Here is a 19297-nt window from a genome sequence, read left to right as displayed (position 1 = left end):
GCATACTAACCTCATCACAGCCGAAGGAGGTGACTACACATGAATGAAGCTAATCAAGGCAGAAGCCGTCGCAGTAACAACCTAGTTGTTCCTCAAGCCAACAACGCATTGCAACAATTGAAATATGAAGCTGCACAAGAGCTGGGCATCACCATTCCGGCAGATGGTTACTACGGTGACATGCCATCCCGTGAAGCTGGTTCTCTGGGAGGCTATATCACTAAACGCTTGGTACAGCTGGCCGAACAGCAATTATCAGGTCGTTCAGGTCAATAAGCGTCATTATTCCGCGTGAGCATTCCGTTCATCGTAATTTACCAAAATGCGTTATAACGGGCATATAACAAAGGCGGTCTTCCCTAGGAAGGCCGCCTTTTCTTTACTCTTTTTTATCAGGATTTTGCAAAATTCGATTCCAGTCGCTCCGAAGTGCAAGATATAGACGAACTAACCATTTCGATCTATATCTTGTTCATTGGAAGTCGCTTATGGGATATTTGCAAAATTCTCATATAAATGTTTATTCCGAATTAGCCGCTCGGTATGTAGGCTTGTTGTAGCGGATCATGAGATTCGCCATGTTGTAGTTGGACTCCAGTGTTGCATCTACCAAAATCGTTCCTTGTCTGATGGCAAAATCGAAAGCAATCTCACCATGAGTCCAGCTACGCTTATGATTTAGCGTTTCTAGGGCCATACGCCGAAAATCCTCCCGATGCTTTACTGATAACCCCGGTTCTACTGCTGCAAATGTGCCACCTTTACCTGCAAGCGGATTATGACGAATCCCAAATTTCCCAACTACATTGTTACGTATTTGTACAAATACGATACCTGACGACAAACCCGCCAGTTCATTATCCAGTTCTTTTAAAACGATATCCATCTGCCTTGCCAACGACAATTGACCTACTTCATCCATTACAAAAACCCTCCTATATACCTTATCCAAAAATATTTAATAGGTCTTACGGCTCAATTATATGCGAAGATTTTTAACCTTACAATCAAAACCAACATAATTGGGTATTTATAACTATTTTCTAAGTATATCCATCATTTTAAATTTCGCCAACAGGTAATGTTAATTACACTTCGACATTTTGCGACTTTGTTCATCATCTTCTGCAAAAATTACAAAAAAGGCCTCCCTCGTGGGAGACCTCTAAAGTGTAAATCCGTTATTTTGTCATTTGTAAAAATTGCTCAATATCCTGAACAGTAACTTGCGCAGCATTACGCCAGAAGTCAGCCTGTGTTAAATCGGTACCTAAGTGCTTGGAAGCCAATTCTTCGACTGTCATGCGACCTGTATCACGCAGCAAGGCATCATATTGGTCGGCGAAGCCGTCAGGATTTTCCTTCGCAAAAGCGTAAATTCCTGCACTGAACATATACCCGAATGTGTACGGGAAGTTGTAGAAAGGAGTATTCGTAATATAGAAATGCAGCTTGGATGCCCAAAAATGAGGATGAGCCTCATCCAGGACACCACTAAACGCTTCACGCTGCGCTTGTTCCATCAACTCGCTTAATTGTTGTGCTCCTACGACTCCTTTTTTCCGCAGCTCGTAAAAACGGGTTTCAAACAGGAAACGGGCATGAATGTTCATAAAGAAGGCTACACCACGCTGAATTTTATCCTCCAGCAAAGCCACCTTCTCCTGACCCTCGGCAGCTTCCAGCAACGCATCTGATACAATTAGTTCTGCCAGCGTCGATGCCGTCTCAGCTACGTTCATGGCATAATTTTGATTCAATGGGTGCAATTCATTCATCACATGCTGATGATAACCGTGTCCGAGCTCATGGGCCAGTGTCGAAACATTGGATGGTGATCCGGCATAGGTCATAAAAATACGGGTCTCTTTGCTCAGACGCAGAGATGTACAGAAACCACCCGGACGTTTGCCTGGACGATCTTCTGCTTCGATCCAGCTTTTCTCAAAAGCCATTTGGGCAAAGTCAGCCATTCTCGAGCTAAATTTACCAAATTGCTCAACAATCGTTACAGCAGCATCGTCGTAAGGGATTTTAGTAGTTGACGTCCCCAGCGGAGCTTCAACGTCATGCCAGGACAGCTTCTCTAAGCCCAGCAGTTTTGCTTTCCGCTCCAAGTATTTGACTACAATAGGCTTTGTTTCATTAATAACCTGCCACATCGTATCCAGCGTTTGTGCAGACATACGGCTGATTTCCAGCGGTTCCTTAAGCACATCTGTCCAGCCTCGTTTTTCATATAGCTTCAGACGGAAGCCTGCCAAATGATTCAATGTATCCGCGCAATAGTCCTCTACCTGAGCCCATGCCTCTTCCCAACGTGCAAACACGTCTTTACGTACGCTGCGATCTGCTTCATCCAGCTTATTAGCTGCCTGACCTACAGACAGGTTTACGATCTCGCCATTTTCTGGCACAGGGATCGTCATATTTTTGACAATGGTATCATAAAAGTCGCCCCAGCCATGGTAGCCATCCACTGCCAGATCCAATGCAAGGCTTTCCAGCTCAGGAGCCATTTTTTCACGTGCTTCGTTCCGATATTCGGTCAGGACAAAAGAAATCGGCTGGATAGCTTCCCGCTCCATCCATTTCTGCCAAATGTCTTCACTGGTTTGTGCCAGCAAGTTCTGGAAAGATACTAAAGCACTTTTTCCTTGGGCATATAGCGTATTGACACGCGCACCCAGTTGAACAGCCAGCTTGTCGTGCTGGTTTTGAGCAGTTAGACAAGAGACAAAGGAACCCGCCTGCGACGCACCATTAAACAGCTCCTGTATGCTATTCAGTACACTATCCAGACGCTCGGTATCCAATACCGTTTGTGGTACTTTGGCTGCTTTAAGCTGAGCTTGCAGTTGTTGGACCTTGCTTTCCATTTCTTCCAAAAATGCAAGAAATGAGGCAGAGGAAGATCCTCCGCTAAAAATAGATTCCAGATCCCATGTTTGCTTTAACGGTGTTTTCATAATAGTTCCACCTTTCTTTTTTGGCGAATTCTTGTGGTTTCATATACAATAAAGCTACATCGTGATAGTAAATCACTACAATTGGGAGGAAAACAGGATGAGACCCTTACAAATTTCGCCGGAAACGGCTGTGAAATTATCCGAAAAGCTCGGCATTCCGCTGGAACACCTTATGCATACACCCCAGCACATTTTGATGCAAAAGCTAGCCGAACTGGCTAAAGAAGAAACCGCTGACCCGAACGGCGGAGAATCGGACAAATCATGATCCCTTTTCATAAAACCTGGCCTTATGACATCGTCATGGGAGACGTTTATGTACAGTCTTGTCCGTTTTGCGACCATGATAATGTTTTGCTGCCCCTGAAGCCAAAAGAACTTAAGCTCATACACGAAGGTATGAAAAAGCTGCTTGTGTTTCCATGCTGCCATAACAAGGTTACTTTAGTGGATTGTGATGACGATTATTTGCTGTCAGATACCACATTGCGTCATCATTAATTCATGAGGCATTTGTAAGATAAGATAACCCCGTTTTACAAACAAGGTGTGAACCATGAGCCTAAATCGGCCATAGTGCACACCTTTATTTCTTCAGGAGGAGCTTGCGTCTTGCATTTCCTCTGGCAGTTGGTAATTTTTAGCCAGCATTTGTTCTCGCAGTACAGACCACTGTTCACGGGAAGCCCGGATCATGGCTGCATCCATAATCTTTTTGTCATTAATGACACGCGAAAACCAGCGTACCGCTTCGTTAAAGTTGCCTGTACGTCGATGCAATTCACCAATCAGATAAAGCAGTTTGGCATTATTCGCCCCGACACCCTCCAGCTCATAGACCCGAACATAAGAATCCAGGCTAAATTTGAGAAAGCGAAGCTCCTGCTCCTCATTTCCCTGGTATCTGTACATCCAAGCGATATGCTGTAATAGACTAGCTACTACGCGTTCCTTTTCTCCGATGACCTGGGCACATAGTAAACCCAGTTTATACGTTTCTAATGCCTCTTCCCAGCTACGATGCCCGCCATATTCGCGAGACTGCCAGCGATTACCGATTTTATCCTTGAATATCTTGGTTTGCTGTTCGCTTAACTGAACGGTAGAGTGCTCTGTCGAGGTAAATCCACAATGAGGACAGACCCTTACGACATAAAAATCCGGATTTTCATTCTTATAATAAGCACAAAAATCTGAATCCGTACGAATGGCCTTCTTTAGGCTTGGTCTTACACGGGATGTCTGAAATTCTTCTTCGCAATGTGGGCAAATGATTTTGATCTGATATAACGGTTCAAGTTCCAATGTTTTTACAACCCTCTCCAAAATTCGGCAATCCCCGAAAGCTTACGGGGTATTTACAAAATGATGCGCAGGACCAGACAAACGGTTAAGTATGATTGAACGAAGCGGCTCCTCAATGCCCGTATCCGTTAACGCACCTGCCATACAAGACAACCATGCCTCTGCTCGCTCCTCCGTTACGGGAAACTTCATATGTCTGGCACGTAACATCGGATGACCATATGCATCAGAAAAAAGGGACGGTCCTCCAAAAAACTGGCTCAGGAACATATACTGCTTTTCCTTAACCGGTTCCATGTCTTTAGGAAACAGGGGACTTAACAACGGATCTTTATAAACTCTCGGGTAGAAGGCCTCAATAATAGCACGAACACCTTCCGCACCCCCAAGGTTGTCATAAATGCTCAGGCTAGGGTTCACTTTTTCTCCAACTTTCTGTGCTATGGTAATAAATATACACCCGTATTATAACAAAAAACAAAAAATGACGCTAAAAATAAGCGTCATTTTATCAATTTAACATATGAAGAGGGTGTGCTTCGTTGCACACAGCTTCGTCATTCTATAAATACCACTAATAACTCCGCCAATCCTCTTCACCGGGATGGACGAGAGAGGCACGAATAACATACACAAAAGCACATACGAACAGACCGGCAACGATACTCATCCTGATCACTCCATCCTTAAGGTTATGGATCGTTGTTTTCCTATTTTAACATACTATTTACAAAAATACAGCAATAAATGTAACCGTTTTCTTTGATTTTTTTGTACTCTTTGTCCATCCCCGACATAGGTATATTAGTACAACACCAAAGGAGGGGCCTCTATGTCGCTATACCGTCGTTACTCGCTTCCTCTGCTCATCCTTACACTGCTATTCCTGTTTATGCTTATGGCTGTATACCCGCAATCTTCTCTGAATGCCGGGCTTCGGGGGCTTGCCATCTGGTGGGACGTGCTGTTTCCGTCTTTATTCCCGTTTTTCGTTATTTCCGAGCTTCTCCTCGGTTTCGGAATTGTTCATTTCATAGGTGCGCTGTTGGATCCGCTGATGCAGCCTCTATTCCGTGTACCTGGCTGTGGGGGTTTTGTCGCTGCGGTCAGCTGTGCATCCGGTTACCCGATTGGAGCTAAACTAACAGCCAAGCTGTGGGAGCAAAAATGGATCACACGCATTGAAGGAGAGCGTTTGGTCGCGTTTACTACTTCCTCTGATCCGATATTTTTGATCGGTGCGGTTTCCGTTGGCTTCTTCCATCAACCAGAAATTGCACTCGTACTAGGCGCGGCCCATTATGGTGGCGTGCTCATCATCGGGCTGCTTATGCGCTTCCACGGTTCCCGTTCAGGGGAAACAGGTACTCGCAGCGACCGCCAACCTACTCAAAAAGCCTGGTCGAAGTCCAAGAATACAAAAGCAGCAGATCGCAATAGGCAGCCTGGACCCCTACGCCAAGCATTATATGCCATGCATACAGCTCGTTTGGAAGATGGTCGCCCATTGGGTGAGTTACTTCGTCAGGCGATTACTTCCTCCCTACGCCTTATTATTGTCGTAGGAGGGCTAGTTGTATTCTTCTGCGTCATTTTAGAAGCTTTGACGAACTCCGGTTTAATGAGCGGGCTTCATCTGCTTACAGCAAGCCTATTGACTGCATGTGGTCTTCCTCCTACGTTAACGGAGTCCATTGTGGGTGGTATTTTCGAAGTCACTTTAGGAGCGCAAGCCGCAGGTAAAGCCACGGCAGCGGCGTTACCATTCAAGGTAGCCGCAGCCGCTTTTGTTCTCTCCTGGGGCGGGCTGTCGGTTCATGCGCAGGTTGCAAGTATTTTAAATATGACGGATCTTCGTTATTTGCCATTTTTGTTGGCCCGGGCTGCGCACGGCATCATCTCAGCACTGCTAGCTCTCGTGTTATGGCGGCCTCTTATGGGACAGGGAAGTTCTCCAGTCTTTTCTCCGATATACGACATCGTGTGGTCTCCTGGCTTCTCGTCCGTCATGTTGTTGCAAAGTCTGCTGTTTCTTGCCTTTATACTGGCTGGAATGCTTAGTCTCTCATGGTTGAGTGTGGGTACAAGTCGCTTATATGTACGTTTGAGAAGAACACACAGGCAATGAACGATTGTGTTCTTGCTCATAATTGATTATGATCGATATATACCCATGACAAAGGAGCTTTTCATCTTGAGATATTATGTTCTGGATCGCGGGGATCAGCACTCCATGGACTTGAGTCAGCAATTTCACCGTCTTGCCCAAGAAAAGAATTTCAAGCTGGATGCCGAATCGCCGGAAATCGTCGTGTCTATTGGAGGCGATGGTACGATGCTTCATGCGTTTCATACCTTCATCGACCGCATTTCGGATATTGCCTTTGTTGGTGTACATACCGGTCATCTAGGCTTTTACGCTGATTGGCGTGCGGACGAGCTGGAGGAGCTAATCCACCTGATGAGCCAAAGCGGATCTGAAGGACCGCTTAACCCGAGAATCGTTAAGTATCCACTGATTGAGTTGGAAATTCACAAGAAGTCAGGCAATGCTTCTTTTATTGCCTTGAATGAATTTACATTAAAAGGGGTGGATGGCACTGTCGTTGCCCAAGTAGATATTAACGATATCACCTTTGAAATGTTTCGCGGTGATGGTATATGTGTTTCTACCCCCTCAGGAACGACCGCCTATAATAAAGCACTTGGCGGAGCTATGGTTCATCCCACCATTGAAGCATTGCAATTGACTGAGATCGCTTCCATTAATAACCGCGTGTATCGGACACTGGGATCGCCATTGCTACTGCCAAAACACCATCATTGTGATATTTTTTCACGGAAAGATCAGCGTCTCTTATTGACAGTAGATCACCTCAACTTTCCTGTAGATGACTTAATTTCTGTTCGATGTCAGGTCGCAAGTCAGAAGATCAGCTTCGCTCGTTACCGTCCTTTCCCATTTTGGGATCGAGTACGCAACGCTTTTCTTAATTAGAATCTATAAAAGAGCCGACTTTGGCTCTTTTTTTACAAACAAAACGGTTCCTGAAAATTCAGGAACCGTTTTGTTGTGGAGCTGTAAATGTTTTATTCTTTTTACTACCCTCAGCTCTTTCGGCTTTAGCAGCTGGCTGGGTCTGACCCTGGCCCTCAGGTTCACGAGAGACACGAACTTGCCGTCCCTCCCGATTTTCCTTTGATTGACGCTCATAGCGTGGTCCACGCGATTCCTTTTTATCGAAACTCCCTTGCTGATTGCGCTGTCTACGTGGTTCCCGGGCTTGCTGCCCTTCACCCGGATTGCGTCCATCCTTTGCTTCACGTGGTTCTCTTGGCTGGCGCGAATCGCGTGCTTCACGTGGCTCACGCTGCCGATTTCCTTCACGTCCTTCTCTGGATGGACGACTTTCGCGAGCTTCACGCGGCTGTCGCTCACGTACTTCCTGGGCATCCTTCGATTCCCGACGTTGCAACTCGCGTGGTTCCCGGGATTCTCGAGGCTGCTCCACTCGCGATTCCTCCGTAGCTGTGGAATCCTGCTGTGATTGCGGCCACTCCTGTTCTCCAGCTGTATGTTGCAATACTTCTTGCTGCTCTTCGGGTTCTAGCGTTCCTGCTTGTTCCCTTTGAGCATCTACCAACTGCTGAATATCTGGAGCAATGATTTCATCATTGACCCCGTTTTTATTAACCACTTCACGACTTTTTTGCAACACAAAATAGGCACAGCCAAAATTGCAGTATTCATTAATGTAATCGTCCAGTATCACTATAGATGTATCCTTATTTGCTTTGGGATGACCGTCTCGATAAAAGCCCTTCAGACGTAGCTGATTGTAACCCCAATCACCAATAATGTAATCATAGCGATCCAGCACTTCACTATACCGATCACGAAACGCTTCGGGATTCCACCCGTTCTTGTGATCCTGCAACAATTCATAGTTTTTACCACCGATTTGAAACAAGCTATTCTGACCGCCTTTCCCGGATCAAGCCTGCGAAAGGGCGCCTTCTTCCTTATGCTGAGCGGCTGACTTCACCTGCTCATGCGCTTGGTAGGAGCTGCGGACCAACGGTCCGGATTCGACGTGGCTGAATCCCCGCTGTAATCCCTCTTCCTTTAACTTCGCAAAATCTTCCGGTGGATAATATTTTTGCACATATAAATGTTTCTCGGACGGCTGCAAATATTGACCAATTGTCATAATGTCACAATCGACTTTACGCAGATCATCCATGGTTTGTAAGATCTCGTCCCACTCTTCCCCGACACCTAGCATGATGCTTGATTTCGTTGGAATAGCCGGATTTAATTGCTTCGCACGTTGAAGCAGCTCCAGAGAGCGACGGTATTTCGCTTTAGCCCGAACTTTGTCGGACATTCGCTCCACCGTTTCAATATTATGATTCAGAATATCTGGCTTGGCATCCATGACGATTCGTAGCGATTCAATATCGCCCATAAAATCGGGAATCAATACTTCTACACTGCAAAAAGGTAACCGGCGGCGAATCGCACGAACCGTTTCTGCAAATATAGTAGCACCTCCATCTTTCAAATCGTCGCGAGCCACACTGGTTACGACACAGTGCTTCAAATTCATGTTTTCAGCCGCTTCAGCGACGCGTTCAGGCTCCTGCAAGTCCAGTTCCGTAGGCATTCCCGTATTTACTGCGCAAAAACGACACGAACGCGTACAAGTATCACCCAAAATCATAAATGTAGCTGTCCTATTGGCCCAGCATTCATATATATTAGGGCATCGTGCCTCCTCACATACGGTATGTAATGTCTTGGAACGCATCATGCTCTTGATTTCCTGATAGTTATCGCCTGTCGTAAGTTTAATACGAATCCAGTCGGGCTTAGCTTCCTTCACTTTTCTAGACAATGGCATAGACCTTCTTTCTGATAAGCTTAAGCTGTCATTGCCATACATTATAACATGAAAGCCATGGAAAAACCTCCATTCATTGTTCCCTTTTTGATATGACATTGATGCCGGAAAAAGTAAACTCTTTACATGGATAAAAGCGGCGGATATGGCTCAATCTAAACAAAAGCACCCTATTCACGCTATTGAATACGGGGCCTAGAATTTACCGGGCGATTAAGCCCTTCTATAGGAGGTCGGTTCACGTGCCTTACCCTACGCGGACAGCCCGAGCTGTTCGTTTGTTATCGCTGCTGTTATGCGCTACTACACTGACAACGGCCTGTCCGCTTCCTGCCCATGCCTTTGCCAATCACTTACAGTCCTCGTCCGCCAGAAGCAGCCTGACCGCAAATGTAGATGCTTCACATGCTCAGTCTTCGTCGTATACGTCCAGGCTGGCTCTATATCATTCCATCGAAGCCCTGACTGGAGTTCCTTGGTACAGGCTGGCCGCCATCGACCAGTATGAACGCACACTTACAGTGGCCCATCCCAGGGATCGCAAGCATGCGGAACGGATCATAGGTATTTTCATCACGGGACCAGTCTGGTCCGGCCTGATGAACCCTGATTCGGAGGATCAAAATCCGCGTTCCATTGAACTATTTTCCGGGCTGGGACAAGACGGTTCGGGTGATGGAATCGCTGACCGTAATAATGACAAGGATCTGCTATTCAGCATCGCATCTTATCTCGGAAAGTATGGAAACAACGAGGATGAATTTGGTATTGCCGTTTGGGAATATTACCATAACAGCCGCGCAGTTCAAAGAGTTCAGCAGTTTGCCAAGCTGTATCGGACGTATGGCAAGCTGGATCTGGTCAGTCAAGCCTTCCCTCTTCCTTTAGGCAGCATTTATAGCTACCGCAGCACATGGGGAAGCCGTCGCAGCTGGGGCGGTTACCGTATACATGAAGGAACTGATCTGTTTGCTGGCTATGGAGTTCCAGTTCGCAGTACCTGCTACGGTGTAGTTGAAATGAAGGGCTGGAATCCCTTCGGCGGATGGCGAATCGGAATCCGAGATCTCAACAACCGCTATCACTACTATGCGCATCTTTCCGGCTTTGACAAAACCGTCCACAACGGAGACATCGTTACACCCGGTCAGACGGTTGGCTGGGTCGGAAGCTCGGGCTATGGAAAACCCGGTACTCAAGGTAAGTTTCCACCGCATCTGCACTATGGTATATATCGGGACAATGGTTGGGCAGATTGGTCCTTTGACCCGTATCCGTTATTAAGACAGTGGGAGCAGACCGAACGCAAAGCGCTCAAAACAGGAAAAACAAAAGGGACCTCCTCATAGGGTCCCTTTTGTTTTTCCTGAGCAACTCACGTCACTCCCCTCCGCTCTATGGCGTTGGGGACTGGCTAGAGGTGTTTTGGTCTTCCTGTACCTCTGGAACACTTACTGTGCTGGGATCTACAGCGCCGCTACTCTCTATGGAATGGGGAGGCAACGCCAACTGCGGAGCGGCTGCACCATTTTTACCCACTGGTTTCCCCTGATTGTCATAGTAGTACATCGGAACGTTGCCTACCACTAATAAATAAGAAACCGGAATTTCCGTCTCCACAATCTGAGGTTGCATCTCAAACGGTATAACCACGGACACTTCCGTCGTAATCCGAATGTACACTTCCACCAAGATCATGTTTATGCCCGCATCCTGTTGACGGGTATTTAAATCCACCTTGATTGCTCCATGCGGCTCCACCTTTAGGGGGACCGTTGGTCCATAAGCTGCCAACAGTGGACTGCCCAATGCCTGACCAATCGGAACACTCTCATCAAAATGGCTCATGCTGTCCATCGTTGCCTTGACTGCTTTGAGCGTGTCTGACGTAATTCTCATATGCTCTGCATAATTCAGAACAAAGCCGGAGGTTCTTCCTTGTGCATCCGTTCTCCATTCGATCAAATTATCAGCCGTCTTCCCCTGCTCTACCTGTGCTGTAATTGCTGAATTAATAGCCTCCGTCGCCATTTGTTTGACCCGTACTTTTGCCAGGTGCATCATAGGCGGCTTCAAATGCTGCTCCACATAAGCAGCCACCTGTATGATTCCCACCAGCAGCGCCAGTACCACAATCAAAAATACTCTACGTCTACCGCGTCGCCTTCTGTTGGGCGCGCTGTGCCATTGCGGTCTTCTCATCATCCGATCCCCCCGCAGCGTTGGACTTACCCTACAAGGATATGCAACGGAGGGACGAAAAAGAAGCCGCCCGTCCGGCAGCTTCTCTAGATGGAATACATATACAATTGCAAATTTCAGGTGCACTTATTATTTGAAAATGTGGTCAATCTTTTCGATATCAGCCTGACTCAATTGGACATTTAGCGTCTTCAAATTCGCCAGCACCTGCTCCGGCCCCTTCGCCCCTGGAATGAGGGCATCAATCGAATCGCGGGTCAAATACCATGCGAGCACAACATGAGCAACCTCTGCATTCAACGCATTGGCAATCTCCCTTACCTGCTCCACTTTGTCCAAATTACGAGCAAATGCATCTCCCTGAAACAGTGGATTTTTTGCTCTGATGTCCGTGAAGGTCATGTCTTTCGTATACTTACCACCCAGCAATCCTGAGGCTAGCGGGAAATAAGGCACAAACGAAATGCCATTTTCCTTGGTATAAGGCAGCAGATCCTTCTCAGCTTCCCGTTGAAACAAATTATATTGGGATTGGAGCACATCTACATAACCGTCGCTATTCGCATCCTTAAGTTGTTCAATGGAAAAGTTAGATACGCCAATAGCCTTGATTTTGCCTTCGTCCTTAAGCTTCTTCAATTCTCCAACTGCTTCTGCCTTCGGCGTTGCTTCGTCCGGGAAATGGATATAAAACAGATCGATATAATCGGTCTGCAATCTTTTCAGGCTGGATTCAACGGATTCACGTAAAAAAGCAGGCGAGTTGTCAAAAACGACCTCTCCGTTCACAAATTTGTGTGCACCCTTCGTGGCAATAACAGCTTTATCACGCTGACCACGCTCTTTCAATACCTCACCAATCAACCGTTCCGAGTGCTCAGGTCCATAAATAAAAGCCGTATCCAGAAAATTGATGCCGTTGTCCAAAGCTGTGCGAACGACTTCTTTACCCGTTTCATCATTCAAACCGGAAAAGAGATTATGTCCTCCCACCTTATTTGCACCCAAACCAATTGGTTTTACATATAGATCTGTTTTGCCAATACGCACTTGCTCTGCCAATTCACGTCATCTCCTTTTCGAAAGTTACTTCCATTTTAATATTAAATTCCAAAAAAATCAAAGTGCGTACCTGGCAGTTGTTCTCATCCTTTAATCCCCGTCAAGGCAATCCCTTCCATAAAATACTTCTGTCCTATGGCAAACAGAATAATAGCAGGCAAGACTACAATTAAAGATGCGGCCATCAAAACGCCCCATTGAGCCGAATATATTCCCTGAAATTGCTGCAGCCCAATCGCCAACGTAAATTTGCTCTCATCATTAAGGTAAACCAGCGGCCCCATAAAATCATTCCATGTATTCAAAAACGTAAACAATCCAATGACCAAAATCGCCGACCTCGACAAAGGCAAAATAATACGGGTGAAAATCGTAAAATGATTGCCTCCATCCACAAATACAGCTTCATCCAGTTCTCGCGGTAGCGTCATGTAGAATTGTCTTAGCAAAAAAATATTAAAAACGCCTCCACCAAAAAACGAAGGTAATACCAATGGAACGTACGAATTAACCATGCCTAATGCCTGCCAACCAATAAATGACGGAATCAGCGTGACTGCAAACGGCAGCATCATGCTGCTTAATAACAAGGCAAATACCTTATCTCTTCCCTTCCATCTCATTCGCGCAAAGCTATAGGCAGAAATGGTACTCGACAGAAGTACACCCGCCAAAGTACCCGCAACGACGATAAATGTATTCACAAAATAGCGCCCAAAGGATAACTCTTCAAACGGCTGTAAAAAATTCTCGAATACAAAAGGCTCTGGAATCCATTTCGGCGGGATCAAAAAAATCTGACTTAAATCCATCATAGAGCTTCGCACTAGCCAGTAAAAAGGAAACATACAAAACAGTGAGCCCACTATGAGAACTGCGTAGAGCAAAACCCTGCTCCAACTCCAACCGCGTTTTTTCATGTTCATGCCCCCCCGCCTTCGTAATACACCCATTTTCGGGCCGTCTTGAACAGAAAGGCAGTGAATACCAAAACGACAATAAAGAGCACCCAAGCAATAGCACAGGCATAACCCATATTCGAAAAAGTAAATGCCTCGCGGAACAAATAAAAGGTATAAAACAAGCTGGAGTTATTGGGTCCACCCTGAGTCATGACGTAAGGTTGAACAAACACTTGAAACCCACCGATGAAGCCCATAATCGTATTAAAAAAAATAGTGGGCGATGTCAATGGAATTGTAATATACATAAGCTTATGAAGAGCGTTTCCACCGTCAATTTCAATGGCTTCATAATAATGTCTAGGGATATCTTGCAAGCCTGCCAGAAAAATAATCATGGTTCCTCCAACGGTCCACAAACTCATTAAAACCAGAGTAGGAACTACTGACCCTTCGCTATATATCCACTGACTTTCAGGCAAATGCAGCGCACGCAATACCACATTTAGCAAACCAAGATCCGGATCAAACAGCCACATCCAGATCATAGACGATGCTATGAGTGGCACAATGGTAGGGAGATAGAAAACAGTTCTGAAAAAAGCCAGACCTTTTACCTTTTGATTAAGTAATATTGCCAAAAAGAAAGCTACAATAATTTGCAAGGGCACACTCAGAAACACATAATAAAACGTAACCCCGAGTGATTTATAAAAAAATTGATCCGTACCGTCAAATAAGTGGACGTAATTATCCAGACCGATAAAATGGGCCTGTGAAGCAACCTTGTAATCGGTAAGACTGAACCAGAGACTAGCGATCATCGGTCCCAGAACAAAAATGACAAAGCCGAGAATAGCAGGGGCGGCAAAAAGCCACCCCAACCAATTTTCCTTCTTACGAATAGAAGATAATGATTGCATTCTATCCCTCTCTTTCTGTCAAAACACTCACCCTATTCTTTTGGATACGTCCCTTTAAATTCCGCGTTAGCCTTTACGGAAACCTCCTTGAATGCTTGCTCCACCGTTTTCTTGCCCAGCCATACCTGATCCAGCGCCGGGTTAATGATAGCATTGATTTTTTCCGAGTTTTTCAGATAATAGTCGTAAGAATTGACACCGTTATGCAACGTTTGGTTCATGACAGCATCACGGTAACCATCGGCATGACCTGGTTTGACATCAGCCCATTTGCTAATCAAGTCTGGTTCGGTGTACCACTTTTTCATGACAGGCATCCACAATCCGCTGGAATGCATGTCAAGTCCGCTTTCAGCATCCAGCAAGAATTTATAAAACATCCATGCTTCTTTAGGATGTTTGGTTTTGGCAGAAATCACTTCCGGTTCGCCAAACAGGATCGTTTTGCTGCTCTTCAGCTTGGGTAACACGCCTACACCAAAATTCACCTTCGATTCTCCAAGATCCAATTGAACCCACTGTCCATCCAAATCCATCGCTACACGCTTACTTTGTAGTGCTACGGCCGGGGAAGGTATATTTTTGGACTGCGTTGGCGACGGTGCCACATGATAAACGTTGATCAGATCAGCCATTTTCTGAACAGCTTCAATCACATCAGGGCTCTCAAGATTAAGCGAGTCCCCTTTGTCTGAAATGACACTTGCGTTATTGGAAGGCACAAGCAAATGCCACATCCATGTATCAAACCGAACTCCATACTGTTTAATGTTACTTGCATCGAAATTGGGACTGAGCGCATTATTTCCCGCTTTATCAATGGTCAGCTTTTGTGCTGTCTCTAAAAACTGCTCCCATGTCCAAGCCTCCTCAGCCTTTACTGGCGGCAAAGCAACACCAGCCTCATCAAACAAATCTTTATTGTAATAAAGCGCGAAAGCTTCCTCAGTTACCTTGATCCCAGCCACTTTGTCCTTATCCCAATAGATGACTGAATTAGGAATAAGACTTTCCTTCGTTAGCTCCTTATCCTCCTTCAAAAATTCATTTAAATTATATAGTTTGCCTTGTTCAGCCCATTGCAGAGCCTGTGCTTTATAAATGGGAAATACATCGGGTGCCTGATTGGCGGCAAACATCGTCGTTAATTTGGTTACGTAATCCCCGGGGATATGCATATAGTTAATTTTGATCCACGGATATTTCTCTGTAAATTTTTTAGCGATTTCCTGCTGAACCTTCTTTTCATTGGTGCTACCCCAACTGGCATAGGTCAGTGTCACTTGCTCGTGACCCTGCAAATCAACTGGTTTGCTGCTGCTCTCATTTGAACTACAGGCTGACATAAGCCCAACGATCAAGCACATGCAGACGATCCATAATTTTCGTTTTAACAAGAGTAACGCCCCCAAACCGTTTATTTTTTTATCTTTTCGTTTGTTGCTTCGTCACTAAACTCATTTTAGCAAACGCTTACATTTTTAAAAGTCGTACTCTCATTGGATTGGTGTCATTTGATTAGATCTATGAATTTCTCCGATGCGAATCAGGACGAATGTCCCTTTACCTGCTGGCGAGTGGAGCGTAACGCCATAATCCATTCCATATAATAGCCGTACTCTTCTGTCTACATTTTTAATGCCCGTTGATCTGATTTCTCCAGCTTGAATTCGGCGTATATGATCTTCTTGAATTCCTAATCCATTATCCTCCACTTTAAAACACACCAATTGCTTCTCGATCCAGGCTGTGATCCTAATCAGACCCCCTGATTCCATTTCGGCGAAGCCGTGAATAATTGAATTCTCCACAAAAGGCTGCAAGAAAAGTTTGGGAACCTCCACCTGAAGCAAAATGGGATCAATATCATATTCCACCGTGAACTTGTCCTCAAAGCGATTCTGCATAATATAAATGTATTTTTCCAGCCAATTCAGATCGGTTTCCAAACTCCATGTATCGTTTTTATTTCGAGTAGTAATTTGCAGCATTTCCGCCAGACTAATGATCAATTGGCCTAGTTCCTGCTGTTTATGCTCTAAGGCGATCCAATACATGGTCGTTAAGGTGTTATACAAAAAATGGGGATTCAGCTGTAAATTAAGTGCCATTAACTCCGACTCTTTGGCTCGTAGACGTGACTTGTAATTTTCCTCGATTAAATCTTTAATTTTTTCATTCATTTGATTAAACCGAATCACCAGGTCTCCCAATTCATCATAGCCACGCACAGGAATTCGAATATCAAAATGTCCCTTCTCCATTACTTTCATCGCCTGTTTCATATCTGTGATGGGCTTACTGATGTAAACAGACAGTAAATATGCAAGAATAACAGCAACGAGCATCATAAAACCTAAAAAAAACACCGTGTAGGTGCGAATCGTTGACAGATGTCCCAATACATCTTCCATGGGAATGGCTATATAAGATACCCAGCCCGTCGTCTTCATCGCTTCGTAAACCAGTAATATGCTTTGACCTTTAACGTTTACCATTTTCATCCCTTGTTCCGAAGTAATGGCATCCTTAAGCCAATCCGCCACGGGCTCCCCCACTTGTTGCTGTCCATTCGAACTCATGACCATCCCATTTTTATCATGAATCATGCCATAGGATAGATGTGCAAATCCGCTGCGGGCTGCATAGTCTTCAAAGCCCCCTTTTAACAAGTCAGGACGAAAATTCAATATAAGTATAGGTTTTTCCTTTCCCTCCGGAAGCGTATGAAAGGTTCCTGCATCATCTAATGCAGTCAAATGGAGCTGCTTTACCACAGCAAATAAAGAACTAAACTCATAGGAGCCTCGTTTTAAATCCTGCTGATGGAATGTATCGGCATACGAATAAGCGGGAATCCATTGGGTAGCCCCTTCTGCTTCCACCGCCGTTGTTGCCAACGGAGAAGAATAGAACGGCTGAACGGGAATATACATCCGATCAGTGCTTCCATATGCATAATTTTGCGTCATAATTTGGGAAGCATACACTTCCTCCATATTGCCAAAGTATCTGTACAAAATTTTTGTAATGCTGCGATCAGCTCGTAACAGCGATGAAGAATCCGTAGTATCCACGTTCATAATGGTCTGAAGAAGATCATGGTCGATCGGAATCATATCTACGGTTTTTTGAATAGCTGTCAGCTTGTTATCCAGCAGCTGGTTATTACTACGCAGAACGCTTGTAACGCTATCTGTTACATTTGTAGTAATATTCCGTGCGCTCGTTTCAAAGTAAACGAAACCTAGGATCAAAACGATAAAACCAGACAACAAAAAATAGGACAGCATCAATTTCGTACGAAAGCTACTGTCCAAAAATTTTTGATACATATATTTAACTTGGCGCATCGTATCTTCCTTTCACCTAACAATCAGTTGAATTTCCTACGAAATTCTTCCGGCGTGTGCATTACGTTTTTTTTGAACACTTTAAAAAAGTATTTGATATCTTTATAACCAACCTGTCTACTAATTTCTGCGACCTTGGCGTCTGTATGCAGCAGTAAGTGCTGAGCCTTTTGCATTCTGAGCTTCACCATATATTCCGTGAACGAGAGCCCAAAATAATTTTTGAACAGAATGCTAAAATAGGACGCATTATAGTGGAAGCGCCGGGCCACGATCTCCAGACTTAGGTCTTCATGTAGATGTGCATCTAGAAATTCCTTGCACTTGTTCATAATGGGTTCGCCTTTGGAGCCGCTATGAAGCTCAAGAATCAGCTCTTTTAACCATGTTGCAACACCATCCTCAAGATTCCGAAGATAGGTTGCCCCTTCGACAGCTTTGTTCAAACGTTCCGAGAAACGTGAGTAGACTTCCTCACTCCACCCTATATTTAACCGTTGTAAACTAACCAACAGAAGGTGTACCAATTTAGCTTTAAGCGCTTCAGGTGCAGGATACCCTTGTGTCACTTGTCCAATGAAATTTTTCACCTGACCCAATAGCTGATCGGGCTCTCCATTAGAGATAGAGCTTTCAATGAATTTAAAAAAGGCCCTTTGTTCGTGTGCGCTCATTTCCTGTACTGGCTGCTCATCATCTGAAACGACAAGGTTCAAACATCTGATGTGAGGTGTATAAAAACGCATGGAGATCAGGCCAACGGCCTTTTCGTGAGATTGGTTTATTTGCATTTCATCAAAATCAAAAGGCTGACCCCAAGCAAACCAGATTGAAATCGCTTGCTGTTGCTCCAACTTTTTCAGTCCAGCTTGAAGGGCGCTTTTGGCCTCCTTGCTTTCAGCCCTATCCTTCCAATTCACTACTGCAACCACATGGTCTTTACGGGATTCGAGTGGAAACACGACAGAAGACGCCCAAGGTCGCAATATTTCAACAACCGTATTACGGAGCTGAGAATCCCACATATGTATATCCTCCGGGTGGGCCGCCGATGCTCCCAACGCGAGAACTTCTCCTACCCCACGCCATCCAAAGTGACTCTTTAATAGGATTTTCTCATTAGGCTGTAATTTGTCTGTCACGCATTTGCTAAACAAATGCTCCACAAATGCAGGCATACTCTGCTCGATCTGATTCAACGCTGTTTGATTCCCAATCAGTGCTTCCTGCTCCTCTACAATGATCTTCTCCATATGTTGAATCACTTCAATGAGCTGCTGCGATTGCACCGGTTTCACCAAATAATCATTCGCCCCGTACCTCACCGCCTGCTGTGCATAGCTAAATTCCTGGTAGACTGTCACTAAAATAACTTTGGTCTCATGCTGACCAGATGTTCTCAATTGTTGAAGATATTCAAGTCCATTCATGATCGGCATTTGAATATCTGTAAAAACGATTTGGATCGGTTTGGATAACGAAATGGTCAGAGCATCTTTCCCGTTCTTGGCTTCCCATACCTCGTATTCGGGACGTAGATCCCTGACCATGGCAGCCAAACCTCGACGCTGTCTAGTTTCATCATCCACAACAAGTACTCCCAGCGGGATCGAATTCACTGACTCCCCTCCTGTTCGTTTTCATACACGCATTTTTTTTCAGTATAACACTTACAGG

Annotated in this window: 19 protein-coding genes; 6 read left to right on the top strand and 13 right to left on the bottom strand. The window is 45.1% G+C overall.

Translation table 11 applies throughout. From position 1 onward, the window contains the following. The first annotated feature begins 39 nt into the window (after positions 1–39). On the top strand, positions 40–276 hold the full coding sequence (locus MKX59_RS05765) for an alpha/beta-type small acid-soluble spore protein (protein WP_013311861.1): 237 nt from the start codon (positions 40–42) through the stop codon (positions 274–276). Positions 277–520: 244 nt separating this feature from the next. Here the strand turns inward: MKX59_RS05765 and MKX59_RS05760 are convergent, their stop codons facing one another. After that, a complete protein-coding gene (locus MKX59_RS05760) occupies positions 521–922 on the bottom strand; it encodes a hypothetical protein (protein WP_023990204.1) in 402 nt (133 codons plus the stop codon). Positions 923–1181: 259 nt separating this feature from the next. After that, entirely contained in the window at positions 1182–2969 is a 1788-nt protein-coding gene (locus MKX59_RS05755; RefSeq protein WP_071558284.1) for a M3 family oligoendopeptidase, read from the bottom strand. A gap of 97 nt (positions 2970–3066) precedes the next feature. On the opposite strand from MKX59_RS05755, the gene MKX59_RS05750 reads away from it, so the two are divergent. Together MKX59_RS05750 and MKX59_RS05745 are read left to right on the top strand one after the other, a co-directional pair. Continuing rightward, positions 3067–3237, top strand: coding sequence for a YycC family protein (locus MKX59_RS05750; RefSeq protein ID WP_014277894.1), 171 nt, complete (start codon positions 3067–3069; stop codon positions 3235–3237). Further along, positions 3234–3470: a hypothetical protein gene (locus MKX59_RS05745; RefSeq protein WP_023990206.1), complete on the top strand. Its 237-nt coding sequence runs from the start codon at positions 3234–3236 to the stop codon at positions 3468–3470. The genes MKX59_RS05750 and MKX59_RS05745 overlap by 4 nt, the downstream gene beginning before the upstream one ends. Positions 3471–3563: 93 nt before the next feature. On the opposite strand, the gene MKX59_RS05740 is transcribed toward MKX59_RS05745, so the two are convergent. Further along, complete coding sequence (locus MKX59_RS05740; protein ID WP_023990207.1) at positions 3564–4274, bottom strand: DUF2225 domain-containing protein; 711 nt, start codon at positions 4272–4274, stop codon at positions 3564–3566. A gap of 42 nt (positions 4275–4316) precedes the next feature. Further along, complete coding sequence (locus tag MKX59_RS05735) at positions 4317–4694, bottom strand: globin domain-containing protein (protein ID WP_023990208.1); 378 nt, start codon at positions 4692–4694, stop codon at positions 4317–4319. Positions 4695–5106: 412 nt separating this feature from the next. On the opposite strand from MKX59_RS05735, the gene ylbJ reads away from it, so the two are divergent. Then, the gene (gene ylbJ, locus MKX59_RS05730) at positions 5107–6402 is read left to right on the top strand and encodes a sporulation integral membrane protein YlbJ (protein WP_340857776.1); all 1296 of its coding nucleotides are present in this window, start codon (positions 5107–5109) and stop codon (positions 6400–6402) included. A gap of 66 nt (positions 6403–6468) precedes the next feature. Beyond that, entirely contained in the window at positions 6469–7272 is an 804-nt protein-coding gene (locus tag MKX59_RS05725) for an NAD kinase (RefSeq protein ID WP_340857775.1), read from the top strand. Between the two features lie 58 nt (positions 7273–7330). Here MKX59_RS05725 and MKX59_RS05720 read toward each other — a convergent pair whose 3' ends face one another. Beyond that, on the bottom strand, positions 7331–8245 hold the full coding sequence (locus tag MKX59_RS05720; protein WP_340857773.1) for a YutD-like domain-containing protein: 915 nt from the start codon (positions 8243–8245) through the stop codon (positions 7331–7333). 24 nt (positions 8246–8269) lie between these two features. Then, the gene (gene lipA, locus MKX59_RS05715; protein WP_340857772.1) at positions 8270–9172 is read right to left on the bottom strand and encodes a lipoyl synthase; all 903 of its coding nucleotides are present in this window, start codon (positions 9170–9172) and stop codon (positions 8270–8272) included. A gap of 248 nt (positions 9173–9420) precedes the next feature. On the opposite strand from lipA, the gene MKX59_RS05710 reads away from it, so the two are divergent. Beyond that, positions 9421–10527, top strand: a complete 1107-nt coding sequence (locus MKX59_RS05710; RefSeq protein ID WP_023990212.1) for a M23 family metallopeptidase — start codon at positions 9421–9423, stop codon at positions 10525–10527. Positions 10528–10573: 46 nt separating this feature from the next. Here MKX59_RS05710 and yunB read toward each other — a convergent pair whose 3' ends face one another. From yunB to MKX59_RS05675, 7 genes are all read right to left on the bottom strand, one after another. Next, positions 10574–11383, bottom strand: coding sequence for a sporulation protein YunB (gene yunB / locus MKX59_RS05705; RefSeq protein WP_023990213.1), 810 nt, complete (start codon positions 11381–11383; stop codon positions 10574–10576). 126 nt (positions 11384–11509) lie between these two features. Continuing rightward, a complete protein-coding gene (locus MKX59_RS05700) occupies positions 11510–12442 on the bottom strand; it encodes an aldo/keto reductase (protein WP_023990214.1) in 933 nt (310 codons plus the stop codon). A gap of 83 nt (positions 12443–12525) precedes the next feature. Further along, the gene (locus MKX59_RS05695; RefSeq protein WP_028541414.1) at positions 12526–13362 is read right to left on the bottom strand and encodes a carbohydrate ABC transporter permease; all 837 of its coding nucleotides are present in this window, start codon (positions 13360–13362) and stop codon (positions 12526–12528) included. A 2-nt stretch (positions 13363–13364) separates the two neighbouring features. Further along, a complete protein-coding gene (locus MKX59_RS05690) occupies positions 13365–14267 on the bottom strand; it encodes a carbohydrate ABC transporter permease (protein ID WP_023990216.1) in 903 nt (300 codons plus the stop codon). Between the two features lie 32 nt (positions 14268–14299). Beyond that, positions 14300–15664, bottom strand: a complete 1365-nt coding sequence (locus MKX59_RS05685; protein ID WP_028541412.1) for an ABC transporter substrate-binding protein — start codon at positions 15662–15664, stop codon at positions 14300–14302. A 99-nt stretch (positions 15665–15763) separates the two neighbouring features. Further along, entirely contained in the window at positions 15764–17620 is a 1857-nt protein-coding gene (locus MKX59_RS05680) for a sensor histidine kinase (RefSeq protein ID WP_264454551.1), read from the bottom strand. A 23-nt stretch (positions 17621–17643) separates the two neighbouring features. Beyond that, positions 17644–19239, bottom strand: coding sequence for a response regulator transcription factor (locus MKX59_RS05675; protein WP_264454550.1), 1596 nt, complete (start codon positions 19237–19239; stop codon positions 17644–17646). Positions 19240–19297 lie beyond the last annotated feature (58 nt).

The sequence above is a fragment of the Paenibacillus sp. FSL R7-0340 genome (assembly GCF_038002205.1).
GTDB classification, from domain to species: Bacteria; Bacillota; Bacilli; order Paenibacillales; family Paenibacillaceae; genus Paenibacillus; species Paenibacillus polymyxa_B.
Note: the sequence above shows the minus strand (reverse complement) of the source record. Positions and strands in the feature narration are given on the sequence as shown.